The sequence below is a fragment of the Enterobacter sichuanensis genome (genome assembly GCF_002939185.1).
Classification (GTDB): domain Bacteria; phylum Pseudomonadota; class Gammaproteobacteria; order Enterobacterales; family Enterobacteriaceae; genus Enterobacter; species Enterobacter sichuanensis.
The window spans coordinates 18466-31359 of sequence record NZ_POVL01000015.1; the positions used below are offsets into that span (position 1 = coordinate 18466).

General features: G+C 51.4%; 13 protein-coding genes. All 13 read left to right on the forward strand.

The window, feature by feature from the left end; translation table 11 throughout:
* Positions 1–16 precede the first annotated feature (16 nt).
* Positions 17–385 (forward strand): holo-ACP synthase, encoded by a 369-nt coding sequence (acpS, locus tag C5687_RS08870; protein ID WP_025759042.1) that lies wholly within the window; start codon positions 17–19, stop codon positions 383–385.
* Between the two features lie 20 nt (positions 386–405).
* Positions 406–1161: an SDR family oxidoreductase gene (locus C5687_RS08875; RefSeq protein WP_104556762.1), complete on the forward strand. Its 756-nt coding sequence runs from the start codon at positions 406–408 to the stop codon at positions 1159–1161.
* A 3-nt stretch (positions 1162–1164) separates the two neighbouring features.
* Positions 1165–1713, forward strand: a complete 549-nt coding sequence (locus C5687_RS08880; protein ID WP_025759038.1) for a hotdog family protein — start codon at positions 1165–1167, stop codon at positions 1711–1713.
* Positions 1714–1734: 21 nt separating this feature from the next.
* Positions 1735–2016 (forward strand): acyl carrier protein, encoded by a 282-nt coding sequence (locus C5687_RS08885; RefSeq protein WP_013095701.1) that lies wholly within the window; start codon positions 1735–1737, stop codon positions 2014–2016.
* Positions 2017–2045: 29 nt separating this feature from the next.
* Positions 2046–3206, forward strand: coding sequence for an aminomethyl transferase family protein (locus C5687_RS08890; RefSeq protein ID WP_059385940.1), 1161 nt, complete (start codon positions 2046–2048; stop codon positions 3204–3206).
* Between the two features lie 96 nt (positions 3207–3302).
* Positions 3303–5861, forward strand: a complete 2559-nt coding sequence (locus C5687_RS08895; RefSeq protein ID WP_104556790.1) for a beta-ketoacyl-[acyl-carrier-protein] synthase family protein — start codon at positions 3303–3305, stop codon at positions 5859–5861.
* A 4-nt stretch (positions 5862–5865) separates the two neighbouring features.
* Complete coding sequence (locus tag C5687_RS08900; protein ID WP_104556763.1) at positions 5866–7083, forward strand: beta-ketoacyl synthase; 1218 nt, start codon at positions 5866–5868, stop codon at positions 7081–7083.
* Between the two features lie 18 nt (positions 7084–7101).
* The gene (locus tag C5687_RS08905; protein WP_104556764.1) at positions 7102–8052 is read left to right on the forward strand and encodes an ATP-binding protein; all 951 of its coding nucleotides are present in this window, start codon (positions 7102–7104) and stop codon (positions 8050–8052) included.
* Between the two features lie 9 nt (positions 8053–8061).
* Positions 8062–8769: an ABC transporter ATP-binding protein gene (locus C5687_RS08910; protein ID WP_025759033.1), complete on the forward strand. Its 708-nt coding sequence runs from the start codon at positions 8062–8064 to the stop codon at positions 8767–8769.
* A complete protein-coding gene (locus tag C5687_RS08915) occupies positions 8753–9400 on the forward strand; it encodes a hypothetical protein (RefSeq protein WP_104556765.1) in 648 nt (215 codons plus the stop codon). The genes C5687_RS08910 and C5687_RS08915 overlap by 17 nt, the downstream gene beginning before the upstream one ends.
* Positions 9401–10711: an ABC transporter permease gene (locus C5687_RS08920; protein WP_094919489.1), complete on the forward strand. Its 1311-nt coding sequence runs from the start codon at positions 9401–9403 to the stop codon at positions 10709–10711.
* Positions 10712–10720: 9 nt separating this feature from the next.
* Positions 10721–11509, forward strand: coding sequence for an outer membrane lipoprotein-sorting protein (locus tag C5687_RS08925; protein ID WP_104556766.1), 789 nt, complete (start codon positions 10721–10723; stop codon positions 11507–11509).
* Complete coding sequence (locus C5687_RS08930) at positions 11506–12894, forward strand: hypothetical protein (protein ID WP_104556767.1); 1389 nt, start codon at positions 11506–11508, stop codon at positions 12892–12894. Before C5687_RS08925 ends, C5687_RS08930 begins: the two co-directional genes overlap by 4 nt.

Sequence of the window (12894 nt, forward strand, 5' to 3'; positions counted from 1 at the left end):
AAGGACTGGCGAAAAAATGCGTATCGGTACGGATATCGTCGAGGTTTCACGAATACGTCGGGCAATAACCCACTGGCAGGCAGATTTTTTACAGCGGGTCTATACCGAACAAGAAATCAAAAAAATTGATCTGGCCGATCCCAATTATGAACGTGCGTCGGGGTTTTGGGCGGCGAAAGAGGCGCTCGTAAAAGCGTTGGGGTGTGGCTTCCGGGACGGTATTACATTTCAGGACATCGAAATCAGCCATGATGATTATGGATGCCCCAGTTTTATTTTTAACGGACGCGTAAAAGCGTTGCTGGTCGAGAAAAAAATTGCGAATTCATCGTTGAGTATTTCGCATTGTCAGAGTTATGCGACGGCTGTTGTCATACTTTATTAACCTAACTATCAGTGAATATTATGTATCAATATAACGATCTTAAGGAAAAGACGGTTCTGGTCACCGGCGCCAGTGGTGATATTGGCCTGGCGATCTGCGCTAAGTTTCTTGACCAGGACTGCGACGTTTATGCGCTGTATAAATCGAATGCCACGCAGTTAACCGAACTGAAAGAAACCCACCCGGCCGGGGGCAAACTCACGCTGATTCAGTGCGATCTCGCCGATCCACTGAGCGTCACTGCGCTCTGCTCACGCCTGACCGAGGACGCGGGCAAGCTGGATGTGCTGGTTAACAACGCCGGGATTGTGAAAGACAGCCTGTTTGCCTCAATGAGTTTTGATGATTTCAGCCAGGTGGTGGACACCAACCTGTTCAGCATTTTCCGCCTGACGAAAGAAGCCTTAATGCTGCTGCGCTCCGCAGAAAGCCCGGCCATCATCAACGTGGCCTCCATTGCGGCCATTATCCCCAGCGTCGGGCAGGCAAACTACAGCGCGTCTAAAGGGGCCATCCTCGGATTCACCCGTACCCTGGCGGCTGAACTGGCGCCGTATGGCGTGCGCGTAAATGCTATCGCGCCGGGAATGATTGAATCCAAAATGGTGAAGAAGGTATCCCGTACCGTCGTGCGTGGCGTCACCGCCTCCATTCCTCTGCGCCGTCTCGGCCAGTGTGATGAAGTGGCCAACACCATCGTTTATCTGGGCTCGACAGCGTCCAGCTACATTGTGGGTCAAACCATCGTTATCGATGGCGGTCTGGTGATGCGGTGAGTTATGTCTAAATATGTTATCCCCTCGAAGATTTTTCTGGAAATGGGCGGCTGGCGCCAGCCGCTGCTGATGGTCGACAGAATTGATGACTTCAAATATGGCGAAAATGGCTACGTGAAGGTGACCAAACACATCACCTATAACGAACCTTATCTGCTGGGGCATTTCCCGGACGATCCGATCATGCCCGGGGTCATTATTTCTGAGATTTTTGGTCAGGCCAGCGAGTATCTGTCGTTCCTCACCGATATTTGCGATATCTACAATGAGACGTTCGGTGGTGAGCTGAAATCGTTACGCGACATTCATGCGCTCATTCAGCGTGACGAGATGCTGGCAATTATTCGCACGCGCCGCGCACAGGTTCGCGGTGTCCTGGCGGCCCAGAATTTGAAATTTAAAGATATTGCCTACCCAGGCGATTCGATTGAAGTGACCAGCAAGCTGGCATTTTCTGATGCCCATGGCTTTAAGCACTATTCCGTGACGGCAAACGTCGGTAAGCGGTTAATTAGCCATGGCACCATTATTAATTTCCGCGAAACAAAGTAAACCCCTGAGAGAGTTATAACCATGTCTACAATGAAAAATGAAATTGACCAGCGCAAGGACGTGCTGATGACAATTAAAACTGAGATTATTCAGCGTTTGAATATCCAACGTGATGAGTCTCAAATTGATGATGATACTGCCCTGTTTGGTAATGGTTTAAAACTGGACTCCGTTGATGCGACGGAAATTGTGGTCATGCTGGATAAAGTTTTCGATATCAAAGTGAGCGAAAGCGACGATCCTTCTTATATGAGAAGTATCAATAATCTGGCGACATTTATCATCCAGAAGAAAAAAGCTTAATTTATCATTGCGAATAACAGGATTACGTTATGAAATCTCTTTATGATTTTCATTTAAAAAACAAAGCGAAAATGGGCATTTACAACAATGCCAACGTTCCTTCTGCCTATCACGATCCCATGGTGGAATATAAAGCGGTGCGTGAAAATGCGCTGCTGGTGGACTATTCCCACATGTCGATTGTCAGCGTGATGGGTGATGATGCCTGGGCACTGGTGAACTATTTTGTCTCGGCCGATGTCTCGATTATCCGCGATGAGCAGGGGATCTACTCGCTGGTATTGAATGAAGACGGTACTGTGCGCGGCGATGTGTATGTGCTCTGCTCATCCGAGGGCTATTACATCATGTCCGAGAACATTCCGGCGGCGGAAATTATCGCTGGCCTGAACGCCCTTCTGGAAAAAGCCGACGAGCTGGATATCCAGGAAGCGCCTGAAATTGCTGATATGCGCGAGCAGAACTGGGGGGCGATCATGGTAGAAGGGCCTTACTCCTGGGAGCTGATGTCCGAGATCCACGGCTTCGACGTGATTGGTCTGCCCTACTATGAGTACATGAATACCGACGATGAGCTGATGGTATTCCGCTGCGGTAAACACGGTGAATTCGCCTATATGGTCGTTGGCCAGCAGGAACAGCTGCTGGATCAGTGGCAGCAGCTGCTGGAGCACGGCGGCAAATACCAGCTGCAGACCGGCGGGCTGGACTACCAGAAAATTGTGCGTATCGAAAACCCAGGCTGGGACGACGCGCTGTGGGCGGAGTACAACCTCAATCCGGTAGAGCTGCAGCTGCAATGGGCCGTGCAGTACGACAAAGAAGGCTTTGTGGGTAAAGACGCGGCCGAAGAACTGTCTCACCGCGAAGGCGCACGCAAGGTTATCGGCATGATTACCGAGGGTGCCTGTTCGGGCATTGAATCAGGCGATAACGTACTGGTTGATGGTCAGGTGGTCGGGAACGTGGCTAAGGCCATCTATTCTCCCGCCCTGCAGTGCTTTATTGCGCTGGCGCTGATGGACAATGAATATGCATGGTCTGATATTAGCGGCTTTGCGATTCAAACGCGTTCGGAAACGGTGACCGCGAAAACCAAAGGTATGCCATTTATTTATAACCTGAGCATGCTGGTTAATCCTACTGAACACAGTTTTGTTGATGCCTCTAAAGCGAAAAGCGCACTGTAATTATTAATTAAAACGGCGAGAAGAGAATCCGTGGGGATATTAACACCACGGATCCTTTTCGCGGTTTATTGCCTGTACATGGCGGTACATATATTTATGAAGACAAACAGAAAACGTGTTGTCATTACCGGGATCGGTATTCTCTCTTCGCTGGCTGAAAACCTGCAGGATTTCAGAAACGCATTACTGAATAAAAAAAATGGCGTCACGGACAGCGTGCGGTTTTCAAAATGGTTTGAAAATGCCAGGGCCGCCGAAGTCTTACATGACATTGATTATTCGGAATTACCGGATGACGTTATCGCCTCCCTGGATAATGCCGCACTCTGGGCCTGGAAGGTGGGGAAAGATGCGCTGAAACAGGCGGGGCTGGCTGAGAATAAGGCGCAACTTAAAGAGACCGGTTTAATTGTCGGTGTCTCGTCTGCCGGGACAGAGGCGTTTCTGCCGCTGTTTGAGCAACGCATGGAAGACTTCTCCCTGCGTAAAGCGTTGTTCTCTGGTGGTTTCTCTTCCTGCTGTTCCAGCGTCTCCACGCTGCTCGGCTTACAGGGCGGCGTTGAGCTGGTCGCGACCGCCTGTACGGCGAGCCCTAACGCGGTCGGTATGGCGTTTGACTATATCCAGAACGGCAAAAGTAAAACCATGTTGGCCGTCGGGACGGAACCGATCTACCTGCCAACCTTCGCGGGCTTTTATGCCCTGAACGTGATGCATCCGGAGGCCTGCACGCCGTTCTCCGGCAACTCGGGGATGTCCATCGGTGAAGGGGCCGGGGCGATCGTACTTGAAGAGTACGAACATGCGGTCGCACGCGGCGCCACCATTTACGGTGAAATCCTCTCTTATGCCACCTCCTGCGATGCGTTCCATGAAACCGGACCGGATCCACGCGCCAGCGGCGCGGTGCAGGTCATGCATAAGGCGATGGAAAATGCCGGCGTCACCCCGGATCAGATCGAATACGTCAACGCCCACGGTACCGGAACAGAAGCCAACGATCGTATCGAAACGCTGGCGATGAAAAAGGTGTTCGCCAACAATGAAAAACTGCTGGTGAGCTCAACCAAGTCTTACTTTGGTCATAACATCGGTGCGGCGGGCATCGTCGAACTAATCGCCTGCCTGGTCACGCTGCCGGATAACCGCGTTCTGCCGACGCTGAACTTCACGAACGCGCGTCCAAACTGCGATCTGGATTACGTGCCAAACGACTTCCGTGACCAGAAAATCAACCTCTTCATGAAGAACAATTATGCCTTCGGCGGTAACAACTGCAGCATGATTATCAGCATGGAGCCTTGTTCGATCCCGGTTACTGCCTACGACGAAAAGCGTGTGGCGATCACCGGTCTGGGTGCCGTTTCCGCGATTGGCCACACCGTTAACGAGATCCTCGACAACGTATGGCAACAACACCATACCGTTGAGCTGGGCGGCGTCACCTTCCCGGAAGACACGCTGGAAGAGGCGAAAGAACTGCTGGAGGTGCTTGAAACCACCCGTCAGTTCGAAGCGTTGTTTGGGGAAGATTTCAGCGCGCTGGCCGAAACGCTGCCGGAAGCCAATGAACACTTTAAAACCTTCCAGGTTACCGGGCTCGAGCCGCGTAAACATCTGCGCCGCTTTGACCCTCGTAAGGCCACGCGTGGCGGGACATTCGCGCTGATTGCCCTGTCCGAAGCGCTGGAGCAGGCGAAGCGTAAAATCAAGCGTGATGGCGACGCGCTTGGCATGGTCATGGGGATGTCCAGCGGGCCGCAGGAGACAACCTACAAATATCTGCAGAGCCTTAAGCCGGACCCACGCAAAGTCAGAACCTCCGAATTCCCGGGATCGTTGATGAACTCCATCCCAACGTTCTGCGGCATTTCGGAAGGCATCAAGGGCTACACCACTACGCTGGCGACCGGTGAGAACGCAGCATTAGGCGCACTCACCTACGGCTACGAAATCGTGCGTCAGGATCTGCAGCCGCAGGTGCTGGTGGGCGGTGCGGATGAGTATTTCCCGTCCATGTCCCTCTATATGGATGCTGTTACTCAGAAGCTGCATATGACCTCCGATGCCGGAGAATATCAGGTCTACGGTAACGATCCGAAGGGCTACATTCCTGGCGAAGGTGCCTGCATGTTGCTGCTGGAGGATCCGCAGCGTGCCGCCGCGCGGGGTGCAGAAGTGCTGGCGGAAGTGGCCGGTTACGGTAAAGCCTGTAGCAACAGCTATTTTGACGCCTCTCAGCGGGACGAGAAATCCTCCTCCATGGCGCTGGCCATCGCCCGTGCGCTGGCGGATGCCGGTGTAACGGCGCAGGAGATCGATCTGGTCTGCGGTACCAGCAACGGTAGCGATGACAGCTCACGCATTGAAATTGATGCGATTTGCGAAATCTTCGCCCGGACAAAGCCGGACGTGCCGGTTGTTAACTACAACGCCTGCTTTGGCTTTGTGGCATCTGCTGCCGGACTGCTTAACCTGGCCGTCATCATTGACTGTATTAAGAAGCAGGCGGTTCCCGCTATTCCTCATACCGTTGAGTTCTTCGATAAGCGAATTAACTTCGTTCGTGAACCGTTGAAACTTGCCCTGAAGCACGTATTGCTGGTGGGCGCGACGGAAGGCGGCAACTACTACGCGTTTGTGATTAAAGGATAATATTGTGGATAATGCCGCTATCATTTCGGGGTTCAGTACCTGTCTGCCGTTTGCCGAAGACAGTCTTCAGTTAATTCATAATCTGAAGCTGGGCAAACGCGTTGAAAGAAAACCCTGGTTTAAATCCGACGACGAGGCAATTAAATGTGGGTTCGATGGCAATAAACATATTGCCACGCTGGATCATACGGATGATAGCGCATTAGATCTGCTTTATCGTCTGATTGACGATGCACTCGGCCAGGCAAACCTGGATGCACAATGGCTGGCCGGGTGCAATGCCCGGGTTTATTTAACCGGTATTGGCCCGCGGGTCGATGGTATGGCCTATAAAAGTTTCTACAACAAAAATGACGTTGAGGATATTTATCTTTCAAAGTCATTGATGCAGTTGCATGTCGATAATATGTCGCAGGATCGTATTGCCGGACATCTTGCGCGTAAATATAACCTGCAGTATTTACCCCCCAATATGAATTGCACCAGTAATTCAGCCCTGACGGCGGTGCATTTAGGGTGCCAGGCTATTGAGCATGGCGGCGTGGATATTGTGTTAGTCGTGAACTGCTCGAAAATAAAAACCCAGGATATCTGGTTTCTGGATACCCAGTCGATGCTGGATAGCCATCTTGTTCAGCCCTTTGGTGAAAACAGTCAGGGGGTGCTTTTCGCTGAAGGTTATAGTGCGATTCTGCTGGAAAATTGCCGTCACCGTCGTGCCAGAAAAGCAAAGGGAGGGGTGCGGCTACAAACAACCTATACCCAAATCAGCGCGGGCAGAAGCAACGACAGTTCCTGGCTTAGCACCAATATATTAAAAGTGATGCAGGCCACGATGAAAAAAGCCGAACTCGACCCGGAGGCATTATGCGCGATTATCCCCCACGGTAATGGTTCATCCGTCAGCGATAAAGCGGAAGCCAAAGCGATAGAGATGTTTACTGAGGGGAATACCATCCCGGTACTGGCCTATAAAGGCCAGATTGGCTATACCGCCACCGGTTCAGGGATTGTCGATTTAATTATTGGGCATCATTCGCTAACCCAGCGAGAGCTTATTTCACCCGTTGGCAACGACACCATTATTGATGCCGTTGCTCAGCATGTCCTGATTGACCAGGGCGTTATTGGACATCAAAAAAATCATCTGCTTAAAGTCGGGGTAGGTGTCGATGGCTCAATTATTGGCGCCGTGATGTCTGATATTCATCCAGGCTGTTGAACGAACATGGAGAGTAACATGTATTTATCCTCATTTTCGCTCATTGAGCCGGAAGATAAATTTTATTTCTATCAGCCCAGCTGGTTAAACGCCTGGGAGGCGCATTTATTTAATAAAGCGCTTAAATCAACCCATGCCAACGGCTGGGGCTTAAAACGTTTTGGTACGCAGCCGGAGTTATATCCCGGTGAGATGATCCGTAATCCTCAGTATCAAAAATACCTTGAAGCGATGGAGCAAGCGGCAGATAACGCCCTCATGGCGCTGCCGGCGAAAGAGCGGATGAGGCTGTTAAAGCAGCGGACGGCATTTATTTATGTCGATTCCTGGGGCGAATCCGGGCCGTTTGAAAATATCTCCAGCGCATTACACATCTCAATGATTGATACGCTGCCCAAAAACCTGGTGAAGAAATTTTCTGTGAATTCACCCACCTGCAAACTCCGGGGGGAGAGGCAATCTTTCATTCAGGCCATGAGTCTGGCAAAGGATTACCTGAGCTGGGATGTGTTTGATTACGTGGTGATCTGCGCCGCCTACCGGGCGATCCCGGTGCTGGTCTTTTCGGACGAAGATATTGCGCTCAAGTGGAGAGAGAAGCACAAGGGTAAAGCCCAGGATGTCAATTTAACCGTCGAGCGTGCGGGATGTTTCATTTTTAGTCAGCAAGAAAGTGCGATCAGGGTAAACGGCGGGCAATACGTGCTGGCAGATACCCTTGAGAACACGGACGCTGCGGATCGCGTGGCGTTTGCTGGTCTGCGGAAAGAGATGCTGTCTCGCTCAACCGTTTCGCCGGTAAAGACGTTAGATCTGGTCGACACCTATGGTGCCAGTGGCTGCCTGACGCCGGCATTAAGCTTTGCGTATATCCAGCAGGCGCCGCATTTCGCAGGAAAATTGAGAACTATCGTTCCTGACAGGCAGTTCGGTTACAGCTATTTCGACATTGACTCGTGCAAGGAATAACGGCAACCCATGAGCGGAATAATTAAAGAACTCCCAATGCTATCGCTGAACAATATCTATAAGAGTTATGGCTCGGGCGAAGGCAAAGTCGATGCCCTGAAAAATATTAACCTTGAAATAGAGAAAGGCGAATTCTTGGCCCTGTGCGGCCCTTCCGGCAGCGGCAAAAGTACGCTGTTAAATATCCTGTCGGGTATTGATAAGCCCAGCTTTGGCTCGGTGATGTTTCTGAGAAAGTTACTCAATAATTTACCGGAAGAACAATTATCGGAGATTCGCGGCAAGCATCTGGGATTCATATTTCAGTTTTTTAACTTGATACCCGTATTGAGCGTCTTTGATAACGTTTTTTTTCCGCTGGTATTAAACGGTCATACCAGCAAAAAAGAGGCGAAAGAGCGAGCGCTGTATTTTATCGAGAGCGTCGGGCTGATGGGATATACCGATCGTAAGCCGGGCCAGCTTTCGGGTGGACAGCAGCAGCGCGTGGCTATCGCCCGTGCGCTGGCGCATGACCCTCAGGTGGTGATTGCCGATGAGCCGACCGGGAACCTCGATCTGGTGACCGGTGAAGCCATCCTGGATCTGCTGCTGAAAATCAACCGGGAGACGCGTACCACTTTCATTATTTCGACGCACTCAAGCCAGCTGAAAGAGCGCGCGCGGCGTGTCGTTGAAATTAAGGACGGAGTGTTAGTTCATGATTCACAATCGTAATTTTTTCATTCTCTGCTGGCTGCTGATCTGCATGGCCTATGCCGGGAGCGTTAAAGCCGCAGCGGCCCCCGTGGCTGAGCAGGTGATAAAAAATGGCTTCCCGGCGCAGGCGGAAAAGCTTGCCGATATCACCCGTGCGTTGTTTACCGAATACAAGGCCAATGATAACGCGCTGTCGCTGGTTTTTTATGCCTACGGCATGCTGCGCCAGGCAGGGCATTCCCTCAAAACGAATGACCTGATCCGGGCGTCTGAATACGGCAAAACGGGCTTTTTCTACCTTGATGAAGCGGTAGATCTTAATGAGGGCAATCTGCTGGTGCGCTACATGCGCGCCCGTGTCGACGCTTACCTGCCAGCGGATATTGGACGCTGTGTGGTGACGTTAAAAGATACGGAGCTGATGGCGAAAAGCCCTGAGGTATTTAATGCCGGGTTGATGAAGCACATTGACGAAATGCGCTATCGCGCGCTGCTGAGCTGTAAACGTACCGCTGAGGCAGAAGCGCTACTGGCACACATTGAATTGCGTAACGCCAATTCAGCATTACCGCTGGCTTCTGGCGATGCGCCAGAGTGGGATATCAACGAAGTGACAGAGGTCTTGTTACCGCTGGTGAAAGGGAACTAAATGTCCGGGGTTATGGTGTTAGCGAATAGTGTTGTTGTCCTCATTCTGATTTTTGTCCTCTGGTGCGTATTATTCCGCTCGCGGGACGTGAAGTTTGCTTTTTTAAACCTCTTTCGCCACAAGAGACGATCGTATTCCACCATTGCCGCGATTATGCTCGGTGGTGTGTCTATTTTTCTGTATGGCGGGTTTATCGATTACTCTTTCTGGATTTTGAAAGAGCAAACGATTCGAACCAATATTGGGCATGTGCAAATTTATAATGAAAATTATTTCCAGACGTCGAATAAGAATAAAAGCCTGATTGCAGATTATGCAGCCCTGAAAAAAGCGATTCTCAACGATCGCGATCTCGCACCGCATATTTCGACGCTATCCGGTCAGCTGGAATTTACCGGGGTGATTTCGCAGTATGAAAGCGAAACGTCCAGTTATTTTTCCGCACTGGGTGTGGAGCCTCTGCCTGCCTTAAAGCTGGGATCGTTTGATAAATTAATTTCCGGCAGCGACCTGTCCCGGGTGCGTACGGACGAAATCACGCTGGGCAGTGGGCTGGCGAAAACGCTTAATGCCCGCTATGACGACTGGCTGGATGTGCTGGTGGTGAATACCGAGGGCGGGCAGGGCGCGTTATCGATGAAGCTTCGCGGCATCTTTGAGTCCGGTATTAAGGATTACGATGATGTGGCAATGAAAATCCCGCTTGATACCGCGCAGCGCATCATGGGGACCAACAGCGTCAGCAAGGTGTTAATACTGCTGAAGGACGAAGATACCGCCCTGTTCAGCGCCAAACTGCGCCAGTTTATTACGAAGCATCATTTACCGCTGATGGTAAAAGACTGGAAAGAGACGTCGATCTTTTATCAGCAAGTGGAAGGCTTATTATCCGGGATCTATTTCTTCATTAAGCTCATCGTCGGGTTGATCGTGATCTTTATGATCGGCAATTCGATGACCATGAACATTATTGAACGTACCCGGGAAATCACCACCCTCAGGGCGATTGGCCTGAAACCGCTGCACGTTACAAGGCTGTTTTTACTGGAGGGGATTTTTATTGGCATTATCGGCGCCGTTGGCAGTCTGGCGACAGGTTATGCCATTGCCTCCGCCATCAATCTTTACGGTATTGCGATGCCGCCGTCACCGGGACAAACGCTGGGCTATACGGCATTTATTAAAACCGACAGCGTCGCGCTTACCTGGATAACCCTGGTATTACCGATCCTGGCCGCCACCGGTGCCTCTGTGCTACCCGCATTACGTGCGTCACGGCTGAATATTTCAGATGCTTTTAAATTTTCGTAAGGAAGCGATATGAAACGCGTTGTCATCATAAAACTGCTCTTTTGTCTGGGCCTGTTTTCCGCAGGGGCGTTTTCCGCCCCGGTGGATAACAAAGCCTCAGAGATTATTCGCCGTGCCGATGAGGTGCGTTCCCCGAATAAACCTTTTCGCTACACCCTGACCATTTATGAATATAAGTCGGGAGCGTCTCAACCTGACAATAAGCAGGTGCTGGATATTTCCATGCGCTTTATGAAACCCGAAGGGGAAATGAAAGCCGACGCCCGTTCGCTGGCACGGTTTATTTATCCCCCGCGCGACAAGGGCAAAGTGCTGCTCTCTGACTGGTACGATCTTTGGTTCTACACCCCGGAACTTCGTCGCCCGGTTCCCGTTTCGCGCCAGCAGCGTCTGGTGGGACAAATTTCCAATGGCGACGTCATTGTGACCAATTTTGAGTATGCCTACCACGCCACCCTGCTGGGTGAAGAGCCGTGCGGCGAAACACAGTGCTATAAGCTGGCGTTAGTGCGCAAAACGGATGATGTCACCTGGCCAAAAGTTATCTATTACGTCGAAAAAGAGGGGGAGAACCGTCCTTTTAAAGCGTCGTATTACTCTCTGGATAATCAATTGATTAAAGACGTGTTGTATCAGGATTTTCAAATGGTATTAGGGAAGATGCGTCCGATGAAAATTATCGTCCAGGAGGCCCGTCACGGTAAAAGCTATTCCGTGATGGAGTACAGCGATGTTCGCCTGGAATCCTTGCCGGAATCCCACTTTACTCGCGAGTCTATTCAGCGAGGTGTCAATTGAAACGCACACTCATGGGGTTAACCCTGGCACTCTCCGCTCTGCCGGTGAGCGTACTGGCGGACTGCCTGTCCGGCTCCGACGTGGCTAAAAACAGCACGGTCACGCTGTATGAGCAGGTGTCGCTGGTCAAAAAGCAAATCTCAGACTGGCGAATTGCTGGCCGAAACCCGTATACCAGACACAATATCTACAATGACGCCGGTGTGAATCTCACCAGCCGGTGCGCCGTTGTTGATAATGCGCTGGAACTGGACTTATCCCTCTACGGGCTGACCTGGTACTCCCCGCGTAAGCTGGGGGCATTTGAAGAAGACGACAGCCGCTCTCAACTGCTGATTGAACGTCTGAGACTGGTTTACGCCGTGTCAGACAGCGTGCAGCTTGAAGCGGGAAAACTTCAGGCGAAGCCAGGGCTCTTTTTCCTGCGTTCACCGTCCGATCTGACCCCGCATTACTACGCCGGGTTCAAACCGACGCGGCTTTACGATCCCGCGCTTCGCACGGCGTATCAGTCCTCGTCCTGGGCCGCGACGCTGTCAATGGATAACCGGGACGAGTCGCTCTCGCTGACCGTGATTCCGAAGCTGGCGACGATCGGTAAAGACTACCTGACCTCCGGCAACTGGTCCGCGAACCAGCGTGGCAACAGCAGCGAGGCCTGGCTGTTGAGCTATACCTCACATGCCTTCCGTCACCATACGCCGGGAATGCGCATCCTGCTGGGTGAGTCGCAGTCGATTGCTGTTTCTGACAGCTATCACTACACCCCACAGCTTACCCTGAACGCCGAGATGGCCTGGCACCGGGAGCAGCGCTGGCGTCATCTCTCTGAGGAGAAAAGTGCCGAAGTTCAGAATTATGCCTTTCCTTCGTCGCTGTATGACGCCGGGGACAAAAATGGCGTAGAGCTGGCCGTTGGCGGGCAATATACCTCTGATACCTTTAATGTTTTCGGCCTGGAATATTATTACCAGAGCGAAGGGTATTCACGCTCGGAATGGCGCAAACAGCGTGAGCTGATGACCTTCTTAAATACTCCGACAGGCTATGCGCCGCTCGACAGGGCATTTGATTCCTATAAGTACCTGATGGCTTCCGAGATAAGCAATACGGGCAATAAAGGCATGCTGCAGGGGAAACACTATCTTAACGCCTGGTCCAGCGTGCAGTTCACCCATCAGATTGCATTGCAACCCTATTTTATCCTTAACCTGATGGATAAAAGCACCATGGCGGGACTCCACATCAGCGCACCGCTGACCTTTATCGATGACCAGCTGGAAGCGTATACCGGCGTCTATTCCGCGCTGGGTAGCGCAAATTCTGAGTTTGCCTTCTTCGGTGATGTCGCCGGTGGCTATGTTGGCTTTAAGTATTACTTATAA